The sequence below is a fragment of the Klebsiella sp. K5-45 genome (assembly GCF_030128605.1).
Classification (GTDB): Bacteria; Pseudomonadota; Gammaproteobacteria; order Enterobacterales; family Enterobacteriaceae; genus Klebsiella; species Klebsiella quasipneumoniae.
In genome coordinates this window covers 1-16,492 of the sequence record NZ_JAKUZW010000018.1, presented here as the reverse complement: position 1 = coordinate 16,492, position 16,492 = coordinate 1, and the positions used below count along the sequence as shown (strand labels likewise).

12 protein-coding genes and 3 pseudogenes are annotated in these 16,492 nt (G+C 55.0%); 5 read left to right on the top strand and 10 right to left on the bottom strand.

The window, feature by feature from the left end; genetic code table 11:
• Window positions 1–106 precede the first annotated feature (106 nt).
• From lacZ to MKS11_RS25060, 3 genes and pseudogenes are all read left to right on the top strand, one after another.
• Window positions 107–3,181: a beta-galactosidase gene (gene lacZ, locus MKS11_RS25070; protein WP_104458973.1), complete on the top strand. Its 3,075-nt coding sequence runs from the start codon at window positions 107–109 to the stop codon at window positions 3,179–3,181.
• A gap of 51 nt (window positions 3,182–3,232) precedes the next feature.
• Window positions 3,233–4,486, top strand: a complete 1,254-nt coding sequence (gene lacY / locus MKS11_RS25065; RefSeq protein ID WP_003846917.1) for a lactose permease — start codon at window positions 3,233–3,235, stop codon at window positions 4,484–4,486.
• A 65-nt stretch (window positions 4,487–4,551) separates the two neighbouring features.
• Window positions 4,552–4,692: pseudogene (locus MKS11_RS25060) on the top strand (maltose acetyltransferase domain-containing protein); the annotation flags it as partial.
• 14 nt (window positions 4,693–4,706) lie between these two features.
• Here the strand turns inward: MKS11_RS25060 and MKS11_RS25055 are convergent.
• The 9 genes and pseudogenes from MKS11_RS25055 to MKS11_RS25015 form a co-directional block, all read right to left on the bottom strand.
• Window positions 4,707–5,403, bottom strand: a protein-coding gene (locus tag MKS11_RS25055; protein ID WP_284109754.1) for an IS1 family transposase whose coding sequence is annotated in 2 segments (ribosomal slippage) — window positions 4,707–5,151 and window positions 5,150–5,403 — 699 coding nt in all. Because the reading frame shifts where the segments join, the coding sequence is not laid out codon by codon here.
• Between the two features lie 363 nt (window positions 5,404–5,766).
• The gene (locus MKS11_RS25050) at window positions 5,767–7,500 is read right to left on the bottom strand and encodes an ABC transporter ATP-binding protein (protein ID WP_104458974.1); all 1,734 of its coding nucleotides are present in this window, start codon (window positions 7,498–7,500) and stop codon (window positions 5,767–5,769) included.
• A gap of 7 nt (window positions 7,501–7,507) precedes the next feature.
• Window positions 7,508–8,455, bottom strand: coding sequence for an acetamidase/formamidase family protein (locus tag MKS11_RS25045; RefSeq protein WP_004118225.1), 948 nt, complete (start codon window positions 8,453–8,455; stop codon window positions 7,508–7,510).
• Window positions 8,456–8,499: 44 nt separating this feature from the next.
• Window positions 8,500–10,104: an ABC transporter substrate-binding protein gene (locus MKS11_RS25040; RefSeq protein WP_024196104.1), complete on the bottom strand. Its 1,605-nt coding sequence runs from the start codon at window positions 10,102–10,104 to the stop codon at window positions 8,500–8,502.
• A gap of 12 nt (window positions 10,105–10,116) precedes the next feature.
• Window positions 10,117–11,037, bottom strand: a complete 921-nt coding sequence (locus MKS11_RS25035; protein ID WP_004118227.1) for an ABC transporter permease — start codon at window positions 11,035–11,037, stop codon at window positions 10,117–10,119.
• On the bottom strand, window positions 11,037–11,885 hold the full coding sequence (locus tag MKS11_RS25030) for an ABC transporter permease (protein WP_004118228.1): 849 nt from the start codon (window positions 11,883–11,885) through the stop codon (window positions 11,037–11,039). The genes MKS11_RS25035 and MKS11_RS25030 overlap by 1 nt, the downstream gene beginning before the upstream one ends.
• Complete coding sequence (locus MKS11_RS25025; RefSeq protein WP_004118229.1) at window positions 11,882–12,475, bottom strand: ANTAR domain-containing response regulator; 594 nt, start codon at window positions 12,473–12,475, stop codon at window positions 11,882–11,884. Before MKS11_RS25025 ends, MKS11_RS25030 begins: the two co-directional genes overlap by 4 nt.
• Window positions 12,472–13,599 (bottom strand): transporter substrate-binding protein, encoded by a 1,128-nt coding sequence (locus MKS11_RS25020; protein WP_004118840.1) that lies wholly within the window; start codon window positions 13,597–13,599, stop codon window positions 12,472–12,474. Before MKS11_RS25020 ends, MKS11_RS25025 begins: the two co-directional genes overlap by 4 nt.
• A gap of 284 nt (window positions 13,600–13,883) precedes the next feature.
• Window positions 13,884–13,985, bottom strand: a pseudogene (locus MKS11_RS25015) (integrase); the annotation flags it as partial.
• Between MKS11_RS25015 and MKS11_RS25010 the strand changes: the two are divergent.
• A complete protein-coding gene (locus MKS11_RS25010) occupies window positions 13,980–14,192 on the top strand; it encodes a hypothetical protein (RefSeq protein WP_161989521.1) in 213 nt (70 codons plus the stop codon). The pseudogene MKS11_RS25015 and the gene MKS11_RS25010 sit on opposite strands and share 6 nt — an antisense overlap.
• 205 nt (window positions 14,193–14,397) lie before the next feature.
• On the opposite strand, the pseudogene MKS11_RS25005 reads toward MKS11_RS25010, so the two are convergent.
• Window positions 14,398–14,586, bottom strand: a pseudogene (locus tag MKS11_RS25005) (DUF2913 family protein); the annotation flags it as partial.
• Window positions 14,587–15,051: 465 nt separating this feature from the next.
• Between MKS11_RS25005 and MKS11_RS25000 the strand changes: the two are divergent.
• On the top strand, window positions 15,052–16,047 hold the full coding sequence (locus MKS11_RS25000; RefSeq protein ID WP_104458976.1) for an IS110 family transposase: 996 nt from the start codon (window positions 15,052–15,054) through the stop codon (window positions 16,045–16,047).
• Window positions 16,048–16,492 lie beyond the last annotated feature (445 nt).

Genomic DNA, 16,492 nt, shown 5'->3' with positions numbered 1-16,492 from the left:
TGTGAGTCAGCTCACTCATTAGGCACCCCAGGCTTTACACTCTATGTGTCCGGCTCGTATGTTATGCGAAAATGTGAGCGGATATCAATTCACGCAGGATACAACTATGACAATGATTACGGATTCACTGGCCGTCGTATTACAACGTCGTGACTGGGAAAACCCTGGCGTTACCCAACTTAATCGCCTTGCGGCACATCCCCCTTTCGCCAGCTGGCGTAATAGCGAAGAGGCTCGCACCGATCGCCCTTCCCAAGAGTCGCGCAGCCTGAATGGTGAATGGCGCTTTGCCTGGTTTCCGGCACCAGAAGCGGTACCAGAAAGCTGGCTGGAGCGCGATCTTCCTGACGCCGATACTGTCATCGTCCCCTCAAACTGGCAGATGCACGGTTACGATGCGCCTATCTACACCAACGTGACCTATCCCATTGCGGTCAATCCGCCGTATGTTCCCACGGAGAATCCGACGGGTTGTTACTCGCTCACATTTAATGTTGATGAAAGCTGGCTACAGGAAGGCCAGACGCGAATTATTTTTGATGGTGTTAACTCGGCGTTTCATTTGTGGTGCAACGGGCGCTGGGTCGGTTACGGACAGGACAGTCGTTTGCCGTCTGAATTTGACCTGAGCGCATTTTTACACGCCGGAGAAAACCGCCTCGCGGTGATGGTGCTGCGCTGGAGTGACGGCAGTTATCTGGAAGATCAGGATATGTGGCGGATGAGCGGCATTTTCCGTGACGTCTCGTTGCTGCATAAACCGAGCACGCAAATCAGCGATTTCCATGTAGCCACTCACTTTAATGATGATTTCAGCCGCGCTGTACTGGAGGCAGACGTTCAGATGTACGGCGAGCTGCGCGATGAGCTGCGGGTGACGGTTTCTTTGTGGCAGGGTGAAACGCAGGTCGCCAGCGGCACCGCGCCTTTCGGCGGTGAAATTATCGATGAGCGTGGTGGTTATGCCGATCACGTCACCCTACGTCTGAACGTCGAAAACCCGAAACTGTGGAGCGCCGAAATCCCGAATCTCTATCGTGCGGTGGTTGAACTGCACACCGCCGACGGCACGCTGATTGAAGCAGAAGCCTGCGATGTCGGTTTCCGCGAGGTGCGGATTGAAAATGGTCTGCTGCTGCTGAACGGCAAGCCGTTGCTGATTCGCGGCGTTAACCGTCACGAGCATCATCCTCTGCATGGTCAGGTCATGGATGAGCAGACGATGGTGCAGGATATCCTGCTGATGAAGCAGAACAACTTTAACGCCGTGCGCTGTTCGCATTATCCGAACCATCCGCTGTGGTACACGCTGTGCGACCACTACGGCCTGTATGTGGTGGATGAAGCCAACATTGAAACCCACGGCATGGTGCCAATGAATCGTCTGACCGATGATCCGCGCTGGCTACCCGCGATGAGCGAACGCGTAACGCGAATGGTGCAGCGCGATCGTAATCACCCGAGTGTGATCATCTGGTCGCTGGGGAATGAATCAGGCCACGGCGCTAATCACGACGCACTCTATCGCTGGATCAAATCTGTCGATCCTTCCCGCCCGGTACAGTATGAAGGCGGCGGAGCCGACACCTTCGCAACCGATATTATTTGCCCGATGTACGCGCGCGTGGATGAAGACCAGCCCTTCCCGGCTGTGCCGAAATGGTCCATCAAAAAATGGCTTTCGTTGCCTGGAGAGACGCGCCCGCTGATCCTTTGCGAATACGCCCACGCGATGGGTAACAGTCTTGGCGGCTTCGCTAAATACTGGCAGGCGTTTCGTCAGTACCCCCGTTTACAGGGCGGCTTCGTCTGGGACTGGGTGGATCAGTCGCTGATTAAATATGATGAAAATGGCAATCCGTGGTCGGCTTACGGCGGTGATTTTGGCGATACGCCGAATGATCGCCAGTTCTGCATGAACGGTCTGGTCTTTGCCGACCGCACGCCGCATCCGGCGCTGACGGAAGCAAAACACCAGCAGCAGTTTTTCCAGTTCAGTTTATCCGGGCGAACCATCGAAGTGACCAGCGAATACCTGTTCCGTCATAGCGATAACGAGCTCCTGCACTGGATGGTGGCGCTGGATGGCAAGCCGCTGGCAAGCGGTGAAGTGCCTCTGGATGTCGCTCCACAAGGTAAACAGTTGATTGAACTGCCTGGACTACCGCAGCCGAAGAGCGCCGGACAACTCTGGCTAACGGTTCACGTAGTGCAACCGAACGCGACCACATGGTCAGCAGCCGGACACATCAGCGCCTGGCAGCAGTGGCGTCTGGCGGAAAACCTCAGCGTGACACTCCCCTCCGCGCCCCACGCCATCCCGCAACTGACCACCAGCGAAACGGATTTTTGCATCGAGCTGGATAATAAGCGTTGGCAATTTAACCGCCAGTCAGGCTTTCTTTCACAGATGTGGATTGGCGATAAAAAACAACTGCTGACGCCGCTGCGCGATCAGTTCACCCGCGCACCGCTGGATAACGACATTGGCGTAAGTGAAGCGACCCGCATTGACCCTAACGCCTGGGTCGAACGCTGGAAGGCGGCGGGCCATTACCAGGCCGAAGCAGCGTTGTTGCAGTGCACGGCAGATACGCTTGCCGACGCGGTGCTGATTACCACGGTCCACGCGTGGCAGCATCAGGGGAAAACCTTATTTATCAGCCGGAAAACCTACCGGATTGATGGAAGTGGTCAAATGGCGATTACCGTTGATGTTGAAGTGGCGAGCAATACGCCACATCCGGCGCGGATTGGCCTGACCTGCCAGCTGGCGCAGGTAGCAGAGCGGGTAAACTGGCTCGGATTAGGGCCGCAAGAAAACTATCCCGACCGCCTTACTGCGGCCTGTTTTGACCGCTGGGATCTGCCATTGTCAGACATGTATACCCCGTACGTCTTCCCGAGCGAAAACGGTCTGCGCTGCGGGACGCGCGAATTGAATTATGGCCCACACCAGTGGCGCGGCGACTTCCAGTTCAACATCAGCCGCTACAGTCAACAGCAACTGATGGAAACCAGCCATCGCCATCTGCTGCACGCGGAAGAAGGCACATGGCTGAATATCGACGGTTTCCATATGGGGATTGGTGGCGACGACTCCTGGAGCCCGTCAGTGTCGGCGGAATTCCACCTTAGCGCCGGTAGCTACCATTACCAGTTGCTCTGGTGTCAAAAATAATAATAACCGGGCAGGCCATGTCTGCCCGTATTTCGCGTAAGGAAATCCATTATGTACTATTTAAAAAACACAAACTTTTGGATGTTCGGTTTATTCTTTTTCTTTTACTTTTTTATCATGGGAGCCTACTTCCCGTTTTTCCCGATTTGGCTACATGACATCAACCATATCAGCAAAAGTGATACGGGTATTATTTTTGCCGCTATTTCTCTGTTCTCGCTATTATTCCAACCGCTGTTTGGTCTGCTTTCTGACAAACTCGGGCTGCGCAAATACCTGCTGTGGATTATTACCGGCATGTTAGTGATGTTTGCGCCGTTCTTTATTTTTATCTTCGGGCCACTGTTACAATACAACATTTTAGTAGGATCGATTGTTGGTGGTATTTATCTAGGCTTTTGTTTTAACGCCGGTGCGCCAGCAGTAGAGGCATTTATCGAGAAAGTCAGCCGTCGCAGTAATTTCGAATATGGTCGCGCGCGGATGTTTGGCTGTGTTGGCTGGGCGCTGTGTGCCTCGATTGTCGGCATCATGTTCACCATCAATAATCAGTTTGTTTTCTGGCTGGGTTCTGGCTGTGCATTCATCCTCGCCGTTTTACTCTTTTTCGCCAAAACGGATGCGCCCTCTTCTGCCACGGTTGCCAATGCGGTAGGTGCCAACCATTCGGCATTTAGCCTTAAGCTGGCGCTGGAACTGTTCAGACAGCCAAAACTGTGGTTTTTGTCACTGTATGTTATTGGCGTTTCCTGCACCTACGATGTTTTTGACCAACAGTTTGCTAATTTCTTTACTTCGTTCTTTGCTACCGGTGAACAGGGTACGCGGGTATTTGGCTACGTAACGACAATGGGCGAATTACTTAACGCCTCGATTATGTTTTTTGCGCCACTGATCATTAATCGCATCGGTGGGAAAAACGCCCTGCTGCTGGCTGGCACTATTATGTCAGTACGTATTATTGGCTCATCGTTCGCTACCTCAGCACTGGAAGTGGTTATTCTGAAAACGCTGCATATGTTTGAAGTACCGTTCCTGCTGGTGGGCTGCTTTAAATATATTACCAGCCAGTTTGAAGTGCGTTTTTCAGCGACGATTTATCTGGTCTGTTTCTGCTTCTTTAAGCAACTGGCGATGATTTTTATGTCTATTCTGGCGGGCAATATGTATGAAAGCATCGGTTTCCAGGGCGCTTACCTGGTGCTGGGTCTGGTGGCGCTGGGCTTCACCTTAATTTCCGTGTTCACGCTTAGCGGCCCCGGCCCACTTTCTCTGCTGCGTCGCCAGGTGAATGAAGTCGCTTAAGAAATTAATGTCGGATACGGCGCGAGCGCCTTATCCGACCAACTTATCAGGACGGAATGTTAAAAATGAACATGTCGATGACAGAAAAAATAAAAGCAGGCAAGCTATTTACCGATATGTGCGAAGGCTTACCTGAAAAAAGACTTCGTGGGAAAACATTAATGTATGAGTTCAATCACTCGCATCCATCAGAAGTTGAAAAAAGGGTAATGACTCCAACTTATTGATAGTGTTTTATGTTCAGATAATGCCCGATGATTTTGTCATGCAGCTCCACCGATTTTGAGAACGACAGTGACTTCCTGCCCAGCCTTGCCAGATGTTGCCTCAGATTCAGGTTATGCCGCTCAATGCGCTGCGTATATCGCTTGCTGATAACGTGCAGTTCTCCCTTCAGGCGTGATTCATAAAGTGGCCAGCCATCCGTCATCCATACCACGACCTCAAAGGCCGACAGCAGGCCCAGAAGACGCTCCAGCGTGGCCAACGTGCGTTCACCGAAGACGTGCGCCACAACCGTCCTCCGTATCCTGTCATACGCGTAAAACAGCCAGCGCTGGCGCGATTTAGCCCCGACATAGCCCCACTGTTCGTCCATTTCCGCGCAGACGATGACGTCACTGCCCGGCTGTATGCGCGAGGTTACCGACTGCGGCCTGAGTTTTTAAGTGACGTAAAATCGTGTTGAGGCCAACGCCCATAATGCGGGCGGTTGCCCGGCATCCAACACCATTCATGGCCATATCAATGATTTTCTGGTGCGTACCGGGTTGAGAAGCGGTGTAAGTGAACTGCAGTTGCCATGTTTTACGGCAGTGAGAGCAGAGATAGCGCTGATGTCCGGCAGTGCTTTTGCCGTTACGCACCACCCCGGCAGTAGCTGAACAGGAGGGACAGCTGATAGAAACAGAAGCCACTGGAGCACCTCAAAAACACCATCATACACTAAATCAGTAAACCACTCAGCAAACACCCGAACCGGCAGATGAGCTCCGTGTTGTTCTACGGCGCAAATAGGTAGTACGGCGACGATATTCGCCATATCCAGTTTACTGAATTCCCGCGTGGTGAGATCACACCACTAGGGAGAAGACGGTTTAAGCATGTTTACCTCCGGTTTTGTCTAACAATAAAAGATACGGTACGTTGCATTTAGGGCATTTTAGACCGGCTCTATGTCCTGCTATGTGCTAACTTTTCCAGTTTAATGGCCTCTCGTCGAGTTGTGTGGCAACAGTGTTGCCACCGGCGGAAATCCGCCGGTTTGAATGCTTTTTTGTTCAGCAGGCGACGAGGTGCCCGTCGCCAAAATCGGTAAAGCGCTGCGGTACTCTCTGATAGCCGATGGGTTTGATCGGTTCTGGTCTTATCGGCATTGCGCTGGTGGCTCGGGGTTGCCGTCTTTGCTGAACGTCAGGTATAGGAACGGCGCTGAGCAAGTGCTGAGTATAAGGATGCTGCGGATGGTGCAACACTCGATCTCGTGGGCCGATCTCCACGAGCTGGCCGCCAAACATCACCGCTACCCGGTGGCAGATGCGCTCCACCACCGCCATATCATGGGAAATAAACAGATAGCTGAGCCGATAGCGCTGACGCAAATCTTCCAGCAGCGTCAGCACCTGCGCCTGTACTGAAACATCCAGCGCGGAAACCGATTCATCGGCGATGATCACTTTCGGGTTCAGCGCCAGCGCGCGGGCAATGCAAATGCGCTGGCGCTGGCCGCCGGAAAACTGGTGCGGATAACGCCGCATCGCTTCCGCTGGCAGGCCGACCTGCTGCAATAGCTGCGCCACCCGCTCCGTGCGCTGTACTGCGGGCATCTGCTCATGAATCAGCAGCGGCTCCCCAACCAGGTCGAAAATAGTTTTGCGCGGATTGAGCGCCGCCCAGGGATCCTGAAACACCATCTGCAAATCGCGGCGTACCGCTCTTAACGCCTCGTCCTTCAGGCCGTGCAGCTCCTGTCCGTTAAGCTGCGCGCTGCCGCTAAATGGCACCATATTCATCAGCGCTTTTGCCGTCGTCGATTTACCGCAGCCGCTTTCACCGACGATGCCCAACGTCTCGCCGGGGAAAAGATCGAAGCTGACGCCATCGACGGCATGGACTTCGCGACGCACGCGCAGGCCGTCGCCGCGCACCGGAAAGCGCACGCTGAGGTCGCGGACGCTGAGCAACGGTCGCGTCGCCTCGACCGGCGCCAGCGCGGGCGCCTGGCCCAGCACCGGTACCGCCTGCAACAGCTGGCGGGTATAAGCCGCCTGCGGCGAGGTAAACAGCGTTTTTGCCGGAGCCTGCTCCATGATTTTGCCGTGACTCATGACCAGCACATCATCGGCCATTTCTGCCACCACTCCCATATCGTGGGTGATCAACAGCAGGCTGGTGGAAAACGCCTGCTGCAGTTCGCGCATCAACTCGAGGATCTGCGCCTGAATAGTGACGTCGAGGGCCGTGGTCGGCTCATCGGCAATCAGCACCTGTGGCTGGCACAGCATTGCCATGGCGATCATCACCCGCTGGCGCATACCGCCGGAAAGCTCGTGCGGATACTGTTGCAGGCGCTTCTCCACATGACTGATTTTGACCGCGTCCAGCATCGTGCTGACCCGGCTGCGCCGTTCACGGCGGCCCAGCACTTCGTGGCGTTGCAGCGTCTCTTCCAGCTGCTGGCCCACCGTCATCAGCGGATTGAGCGAGGTCATCGGTTCCTGAAAAATCATGGCAACCGACTTGCCGCGCAGCAGCTGCATTTGCCGCTCCGGCAGGCTGAGCAAATCCTGGTTATCAAAAATAATCGCGCCGCCTGGAATCTGTGCCTCCTCCGGAAGCAAACCCATGATCGCCAGCGAAGTCAGCGATTTACCGCTGCCCGACTCGCCGGCAATGCACAGAGTTTTTCCCGGCCAGAGCGCAAAGCTGATGTCATCCACCACCCGCTGTGTACCAAACTGGATCGACAGGCGCTCGACCGAGAGCAGCGGCGCCGGAAATAGGACTGCTGACATAACGCTCCTAATTAAACACGCTGTTGGGAAAATAGAACGACACCACCCAGTTAGGCCGATCGACGATTTCGCTGATGCGCAGATCGCCGCACACGGAGCAGAGCATATAGGCCTCTTCCGCCGACATCCCTTGTTCGCGGCACAGCGCATCGATGGTATAGCTTACCGCGTCGCGGGCGGCGGTCATCAGGTCAGGGCCAATGCCGGTGAAGGCGCTGTAGCCGTGCCGATCCAGATGTTGGGTCACTGGGCCAGGGGTGGCGAAACGCGGCGTTTTCAGCGGCATATCTTTAACCACTTCCAGCTTCACCACCACGTCCATCGCGCTTTCAATCGCCGTGCCGCAGACTTCACCATCGCCCTGCGCGGCGTGGGTGTCACCAATAGAAAACAACGCGCCTTCTACTTCCACCGGTAGCCATAATGTGCAGCCAGCGGCCAGATCGCGAATATCCAGATTGCCGCCCACGCGGCGCGGCGGCACCACCGAATGATGGCCCGCGGCGGCGGGAGCGACGCCGAGGGTACCGGCGAAGGGTTTCAGCGGTACGCGGCCATATCGGCCAAAGGCGCAGGGGGTTAAGCCCTGGCGGTCATATTGCCACAGCGTCAGCGCCGGATCAGAAAACTGATCGGCCAGCAGGCCGAAGCCCGGGATATTCGCAGTCCAGCCAAAGCCGCTGGGACGAAAGGATTCCAGCGTCACCTTTAGCGCATCGCCCGGCTGAGCGCCTTCCACATAGACCGGGCCACTGACCGGGTTGAGCTTATCAAACGGCAGCGTTGGGATATCCGCTGCGGTAGAACCGGCGTTGAACCAGCCGTTAGCCGCATCCAGGCAGTGAAACTCCAGTTGGCTGCCGGAAGCTACGTGCAGGACCGGGCTCAGGCTGTTATCCCAGCCGAAATGATGTTGAGCATGATGAATGGTCTTCACCAGACAATTTTGGCACATCCTGACTCTCCTTTAAGCAGCGGCGCCGTCCCGGCGCCATCAAATTATTTCAGTCCGATATAGTCGTAGTTGACTGGTACATGCACTGGATCGACATACAGCGCGTCCTCGCCCCCCATGCGTGCGGAATGTACGGTGTAGCGCTTCTCGTTGAATACCGGCACCCAGGGCGCGTCATCCATTGCAGTGATGAAGATTTTGCGCCAGGCTTCAATGCGCGCGTCCTGCTGGTCGGGTTTCACCATGCTGTCCGCCGCGGCCGCCTGCGCGTCCAGCGCTTTGTTGCAGTAGCGCGCCCAGTTCCAGCCGCCCTCTACCGCCCCGGCGCAGCCGAGGATCGGGCCATAGAAGTTCGAGGGATCCGGGAAATCGGCGATCCACGCCATGCCGCCGGACCAGACCATCGGCGCTTGGCTGGCGGAGCCGCCCGCCGCAATCACATTCGCCTGCGCCAGGGATTTGATGCTGGCGTGGATGCCCACTTTGGCCAGATCCTGCTGGATAGACTGGGCGATACGCGGCTGCGGATCGGTATTCATCACGTACAGTTCGGTAGCAAAACCGTTGGGGAAACCCGCTTCGCTGAGCAGTTGCTTCGCTTTTGCCGGGTCGTAGCTGAAACCCTGATATGCCTTGTCATAACCGGGCATGGCGGGTGGCAGTGGCTGGTTGGCCGGCGCCGCGCGTCCATTAATGATGCGCATGATGCGATCTTTGTTGACCGCCATGTTCACCGCCTGGCGGACTTTGAGATTATCGAAAGGCGGCAGCGTGGTTTTCATCGTCACGTAGCCGGTCTGCAACTGGTCGCCGGTGACCATCAGGCCCTTATAGGCCGGGTTGTTTTTAAACGACAGAAACTGTGCGGGCGGTACGCCGTCGCCGGCAATATCCACTTCGCCTTTTTCCAGCCGCAGCAGAGCGACCGAGGGATCCTGTCCCATTTCGAACTTTATGTGATCCAGCCGCGGCACGCCGGCTTTAAAGTAGTTCGGGTTTTTGCGGAAGATCAGCTCCTGGCCCAGCTTCCACTCCTGGAGCTCAAACGCGCCGCTGCCGACCGGATGCTTGCCGAAGTCGGCGCCCCATTTCTCCACCTCCTCACGGGGAACCACCGAGGCAAAGTTCAGCGCCAGCACATGCAGGAAGGTGGCGTTGGGCTCTTTCAGAGTGATTTTTACCGTATGATCGTCGACGACCTCGATACCGCTCAGGGTCGTGCTTTTACCGCTGGCCTCCTCGTCATAGCCCGCGATGGGACTGAAGAACCCGGCGCCCGGACTTTGGGTTTTCGGGTTGACTGTGCGTTCCAGAGAATATTTCACGTCCGCCGCCGTGACCTCGCGGCCGTTGTGGAATTTCACCCCTTTGCGTAGCACAAAGGTGTAGACCTTGCCGTCCTCGGAAATGGCGTAGCTCTCCGCCAGGTCGTTCACCAACTCGGTGGTGCCGGGACGATAGTCCATCAGGCCGTCGAACAGGCTTTTGATCATCGACCAGTTTTGCCAGTCATAGCCAATGGCCGGATCGAGGGTCGCCACGTCGTTCTGGTAGGTCACCACGATATCGCCGCCGGTCTTCTCGTCAGCCTGCGCGCCATAAGAGAAACAGGCCGCGGCCACCGCCATTGTCAATAACGCATTTTTCATCATCTTCCCCTGCTACTTTTTGACATCAATGCGCGGATCGACCCACGGCAGCACCAGATCCGCAATAAGGTTGCCGCCAACAATGGCAACCGCTGACACGGTGGTTACCCCGACAATCACCGGGATATCCACCTGTTGAATCGCCTGCCAGGCCAGCTGACCGATACCCGGCCAGCCAAAGACCGATTCGACTACCACCAGTCCGCCCATAAAAATGCCGATATCAATGCCTATCATCGGAATTAGCGGCAGCACGGCATTCGGCAGCACGTGACGCAGCAGTACGCGGGTTCGGCCCAGCCCTTTGGCCCGCGCGGTACGGATAAAATCCTGATGCAGCACCTCAATCATCGACGAGCGCAACATGCGTGAATACCAGCCGCTGCCGAGCAGGCCGAGGGTTAGCGCCGGTAGCGCCAGATGGCTGAAGCCGCCATAGCCTCCCATCGGGAACCAGTTGAGTACCACGGCGAAAAGATAGAGAAAAAGCATCGCGGCGATGAACTGCGGCGCCGAAACACCGATAAAGGAGAGCGCCATCAGAAGCCGGTCCGCCAGCCCGCCGCGTTTTAACGCCGCCAGGGTGCCGAGGGCGATCCCCAGTACCAACTCGCAGAGAATACCCGCCGCCATCAGCTGCAGTGACGGCCCGATACGGGCGGAAACCAGTTCACTCACTTCGCTGCGCTGAATAAACGAGCGTCCCAGATCGCCGTGCAGCAGCCCCTGCAGATAACGCCAATATTGCTGATAAAACGGCAGATCCAACCCCAACTGATGGCGGATGTTTTCGACTACTTCCGGCGTGGCACTGCGCCCGGCGATTTGGCGCGCTGGATCGGCGGGCAACATAAACAGCAGCAAATAGCAGATCAACGTAACGCCAAGCAGGATCAGCCCGGCATGCAACAGACGTTTTCCCAGAAATAGCATTAGTTTCGTCCTTTTAAGCCGGGATCGAGGGCGTCGCGCAGGGCGTCACCAGCGATATTGAAAGAGAGCGACAGCAGCACAATCGCCGCGCCGGGAAAGAACACCAGCCAGGGAGCCGAAGTAAAATAGCTCTGGCTTTCAAAGATGATGTTGCCCCAACTCGGCGTTGGCGGCTGTACCCCCACCCCGAGGAACGATAGAGTAGCTTCCAGCAGGACTGTGGTGGAGATGCCTAGTGTGGCCCAGACCAGCACCGTTGGCGCCAGATGTGGAATTAAATGCACGCCGAGAATACGCAACGTTCCGGCCCCCAGGGTGCGTTCCACGGCGATAAAGTCGCGGGCGCTAAGCGCGCTAGTTTCGGCGTAGATAACCCTGGCGATCTGCACCCAGTTCACCATGGCGATCACCAGGGAGACGATCCAGACACTTGGCTGGAAAATCGCCGCCAGGGCAATCGCCAGCAGCAGTGCGGGAAACGCCATCATCAGATCGGTAAAGCGCATCAGCAGCCCTCCGATACGCCCCTGCAGATAACCTGCGCTAAGCCCTACCAGGACGCCGATCAGTACTGCAGTGCCGTTGGCGACAACACCGATGAGTAACGAAGTACGAGCTCCGTAAATTAAACGCGAGAAGAGATCGCGTCCCAGCAGATCGGTTCCCAGCCAGTAAGTGCTGTTGGGAGAAAGCGGTGCGCCTTCCAGGCTCAGTCCCTCGACAAACTGTTCATCGGGATCGAAGGGGGTGAGCCAGGGGGCAAACAGCGCGCTCATCACCACCAGGAGAATAAACAGCAGCGAGAGCAGCAGGGCTGGCCGGCGCAGAAAATATCCGACTCTATTCATTGTGCTCCCCGCTTGCCGGACGACATTCGTAGCAGCCACTTCTGCGCCACCTGTGCCACCGACTGGTTCGTACACATTGATTCCGAGCGCAGGCGAACCCATGCCTGTTGTTCATCAATACTTTCCGCTTGCATCTGGGCCGCCAGAGCTTGGGTAATCTGCGGCATTGCTGCCAGACGCTGGCGCAGTAGCATCTGTTGCTGTTGAATGTCATGCAACTGCTGACGCAGCCCCACTGCCATCATCAGGGTGGTATAGATGGCTCGCTGTGTAATAGGCTTGGTAAGGAGCGCTGTTGCCCCTAACTCCAGCGCGCGCTGTACCTGGTAAAGTCCCTCATGTGAGGTCAGCGCGATCACCGGTATTCCCGCCAGATTGATCTGGCTCAGGGTTAGCGGGCTGGCGAATGCCTCCAGTTCCACCAGTACTGCACAGGGGGTGAGAGGAGGTAAAGCCTCATCTCCGGTCAGGTGATGCCAGCGGATACCCATCCGCGTCAGGTTTTTTTCCAGCGCTTCGCGACTCCTTGCTTCACAGTCTACCAGCAGGAGCGGCTGAGCATCTAAATCCGGGGACAGCAGCGTTTTCATTTAACAATCCTCAGAGCAGGTCTGGCTGCAACCGTTCGGCTTTCACGTAGCTCGGTCGCGGAGAGATAGGGATCGGGCATAACCGGCAGCGGTTCGCGATGCAGTATCTGAAAGCAAGTTTGTTGCAACTCAGCGATGTAGCAGGGCAAACAGGCGTGGTTGTTTCGAGCCATTACTGAGCGAGCGCCCGGAGAATCAACGTCGTGCTGACGATGCAGTGCCGCCAGCACCGCACCCGGCTCGCTGTTTCCGGCCTCGCGCAGGCTATTGGCAAACAGCCTTACTGCCCGCCAGCCGCCGATATAGTAGTGGGAGATGCGCTGTGCGCCATGTTGCAGGTGCTGCCGCGCACAAAAATCGAGATCGACGCTCTCAAAAAACGGTCCGCAGGAAAGCAAACGTACCGCCCTTAGTGGCGCGACTTCGGCGACTTCGGCTTCGGTAAAATTACAGCTGAGCACCGCTAACGTCCGCCGATCGCGAAGACAGGCCTCGTCCAGTGCGCGCAGAAACGCATAAGAGGTTTCGCCTACCAGGTTATTGAGCACAAAATCTACCTCTGTGCTGAGAATCGCCTCAATCAACTCGGTCACGTTGCTGTTTCTCAGGTGCAGATATTTTTCGCCCACCACCGTACCGCCGGAACCTTCCACTACCTCACGGGCGATACGATTGCTTTCCCAGCCCCAGACGTAGTTAGAGCCGATCAGCCAGGAGCGATTTCCGAACATATCCAGCGCCAGCCGCAGGAGTGGCAGCAGAGTCTGGTTCGGACAACCGCCCAGATATACGACCTGCTCGCAGCTCTCGAACCCCTCGTAAGGACAGCCATACCACAGCAGCAGGTTATGCTGCTCCAGGTCCGGGATAATCTCCTTCCGACTGGCAGAGGTAATGGTTCCGAAGATATGGCGGATGCCGTGAGCGATAAAGGTGCTCACCGCTTCACTGTAGGCTGCGAGTTCACCCGCAGGGTTGATATGTCGGGCCCGCAGCTGAAAAGGATAAGCAGGATCGGCATTGATTTCCTCTAAGGCATGGCGCGCACCAAGCAGTGTGCTGTTCGCCAGGTGGCTGTAGGTACCTTCTGTGGAAAGCAAAATTCCAATATCAATAGTTTGCACGTATGTTTGCTCTCTGCATTAATAAAAAAGCCTGATTGTCCTTATTAGGACAATCAGGCTTCATTACCTGTCGATATTTAATGGATTCAAGGCTTAAGGGTTGCCCCTGCTTGCATATACCCGACATGAAAAATTCATGCCATTTTTAAAGCACAGTTAAATCAATGGATTATTTATTTTTGGAGACACTTTTGCACCAATGGGATGCGGCTTGCTCAGTTATGGTGCAATTTTCTGATGCAGTCTGGTCTCTTCAACATGAGGTGGAGTAATGCACACCTGTTTTAGTTCCACGCACTTTTTGAGAGTTCCGGTTTTTCAGCCATCAGCAGGTGATCCTCCGGCGTCAGGTTATTCAGGGATTCATGGGGACGCTCTGGATGGAAGATCCTCGTGACGAAGCCGAATTTGCCCCCGGCCACGTGCTTTTTTTCGAGCGTAATGTTGTCCATGCATTACCAACCCTTCTTGAAGAACCCGTAATATTTCTGTCATTGGCCAGCCCTCGTCGTGATCCTGAAGATATTACCTTTGTTGACCCGAAAGATGGCACTGCCAGAACCTTTATGGCCAGAAATAATGAGTCAGCATAATTTATTTCCTAGTCCATTCATATGAAAACACTGGCGGAAGAGGGCTATGCACCGAGGTAAAGGGAGGCAATCCGTCGTCAGACGGTGTACTGTACACCGAAGAACAAAACCAGGCCCGTCAGCGCGAAGGGGCTGGTTTTGTTCAAGCGAGAATACCGCGCAATGTATTAATCAGTGCAGGCTCACGTTCAATGAGACACAGCAGTTTCAGAAGCCACTCGATGTCGGGGGTAATATCACACGAAAAGCGACGTTGCTTCAGCGCCGTCGCCAGCCACCTGGTGAGAAAGAGATTTTACTGTACTGGCGACACTATATCGCCGTTCTTCCTACCTAATGCCAGCGCAACCAGCTCGCACCACGCCAGATGGGCCGATTTTTCCTTCAGATTCACTACGAACGTTTTCCCTTATTTTTCGAGAACCTGAATGTATCTTAACCGGAAGCAGAAAGGATTCGGAACCGTTCACCCTGAATTGAATACACAGCCTGGACTGACGAGCAAGTTCTCTGAATGCCGCTTTGCGGCATGGAGGCGCCAGCAGCAGTTGAGTACAACTCTGATAGTGAGTGGCGCCGTTGCCCGGCGCAGCCGGCTACTGTGTTGACAGGTTCTGCCTCACCGACCCCCTCCCTTGTATCTAACAGTTTGTGGTGATTAGCTACCACCACTGAAGCAGAGTGAGCCGCCCCCTTCCCTTAAGGTCAGAAAAGTCGGCACCGCTGAACCTTGATTTGCAGCACATGGCCCTCCGCTTCACCTTTCACGCCAGCACATCAGGTTGAACGGTTACCGGGAGCTCGACTCCGTATGTACAAGGCGAACAGGCGTGACGGTTTATGTGAGAGGAGTTTGACCATGTTTCCAGTCGGCATTGACGTAAGTAAAAACACCTTGGATCTTTGCATGCTTTATGACGGTATCAAAGGACGCATAAAAACCCGTAACATCCAGAATAACAGACATTCAGTTGAAAATATTCTTCGCTGGCTCAGGCTTCAACATTGCAGTCCGGAAGATGTTCATGTGGTAATGGAAGCTACCGGTGTTTATCACGAACAGCTGGCCACTGAATTACATGATGCCGGTTTCCGGGTTTCTCTGGCCAACCCTCACCGTAGTCGGGAGTTTGCGCGTGGCATGGGAATCATGACAAAAACGGATAAGGTGGATGCGTATATGCTGGCCTGTTACGCATTCCTTAAGAAGCCACACCGCTGGGAGCCGCCGGCACCCGAAATCAGATATCTCGGTGCACTACTGCGACGGCGGGATGTTCTGCTGGGTGATGCCCTGCGTGAGGAGAACAGACTGGAAAAATACCTGTCGACAGACACACCTGCAGATATTATCAGTTCCTGCAGGCGTATGGCGCAGCTTCTGCGCGAGGAGATAAGTAATATCGAGCGGCAGATAAAAGCACATATCAAAGCCAGCCCTGCACTGAGGCGTGATTATACACTGCTGACCTCAATTAAATCGGTTGGTCCCCAGTTGGGGATGCATATGCTGATCGTGCTTCGCAGCCATAACTTTGTATCGGCTGAGCAGGCTGCCGCCTTTCTGGGCGTGGTGCCGATCGATAAACGCTCAGGCACATCGGTCCGGCGCCGGCCGCGGATGTCGAAAATCGGCCCCCCTCAGTTGAGAGCGAAGCTTTACATGTCCGCCCTGTGCGGAAAAATCTACAATAAGCGAATGCGTAATATTTACGATGAGATGTGCCTGCGGGGTAAACCTAAAATGGTGGCCATTGGCGCGCTGATGCGGAAACTGGTGCACTGGTGTTATGGCGTCCTGAAGACCGGAACCGTTTTTAATGACGAAGACCTGAAACCGGTACTGTCAACCTGACTATACCAGGCTGGCATTAAACACAAGGTAACGCTCACTGCAATAAGTGAGCGCAGTCCGTTATGAGCGAAAAGCAGACGGTCGCCACCGCGCAGGCGGTGGTCTGCTTCAGACAAAGAGCGGTCATTCAGTGATAGAAGATTCTATTTCATTTTTGTGCCAGAAGCTGCCGCTCAGTAACTCCCGCAATAAACGGCGCGAGGAATGAGCGTCCGGCGACCGAATTTGATTACCTTGTTATATGCCATTTTCAAGATCTGCGATTAGGTCAAAGCATAGCGATTTATAATCCTTTACGATCTTCGGCTGAATGGTTAGTGAAGTGGTTTACTGAATTTGGCCACCTGAACAGAGGTGATATGCTCACCTCAGAACAACACAGGTGTCATAATGAAAAAAAGAAATTTCAGCGCAGAGTTTAAACGCGAATCCGCTCAACTGGTCG

What these genes read in the sequence shown, in the direction of transcription:
- lacZ (WP_104458973.1), top strand. Translation starts at nt 107, where the DNA reads ATGACAATGATTACGGATTCACTGGCCGTCGTATTACAACGTCGTGAC.
- lacY (WP_003846917.1), top strand. Translation starts at nt 3,233, where the DNA reads ATGTACTATTTAAAAAACACAAACTTTTGGATGTTCGGTTTATTCTTT.
- MKS11_RS25050 (WP_104458974.1), bottom strand. Translation starts at nt 7,500, where the DNA reads ATGTCAGCAGTCCTATTTCCGGCGCCGCTGCTCTCGGTCGAGCGCCTG.
- MKS11_RS25045 (WP_004118225.1), bottom strand. Translation starts at nt 8,455, where the DNA reads ATGTGCCAAAATTGTCTGGTGAAGACCATTCATCATGCTCAACATCAT.
- MKS11_RS25040 (WP_024196104.1), bottom strand. Translation starts at nt 10,104, where the DNA reads ATGAAAAATGCGTTATTGACAATGGCGGTGGCCGCGGCCTGTTTCTCT.
- MKS11_RS25035 (WP_004118227.1), bottom strand. Translation starts at nt 11,037, where the DNA reads ATGCTATTTCTGGGAAAACGTCTGTTGCATGCCGGGCTGATCCTGCTT.
- MKS11_RS25030 (WP_004118228.1), bottom strand. Translation starts at nt 11,885, where the DNA reads ATGAATAGAGTCGGATATTTTCTGCGCCGGCCAGCCCTGCTGCTCTCG.
- MKS11_RS25025 (WP_004118229.1), bottom strand. Translation starts at nt 12,475, where the DNA reads ATGAAAACGCTGCTGTCCCCGGATTTAGATGCTCAGCCGCTCCTGCTG.
- MKS11_RS25010 (WP_161989521.1), top strand. Translation starts at nt 13,980, where the DNA reads ATGGAAGATCCTCGTGACGAAGCCGAATTTGCCCCCGGCCACGTGCTT.
- MKS11_RS25000 (WP_104458976.1), top strand. Translation starts at nt 15,052, where the DNA reads ATGTTTCCAGTCGGCATTGACGTAAGTAAAAACACCTTGGATCTTTGC.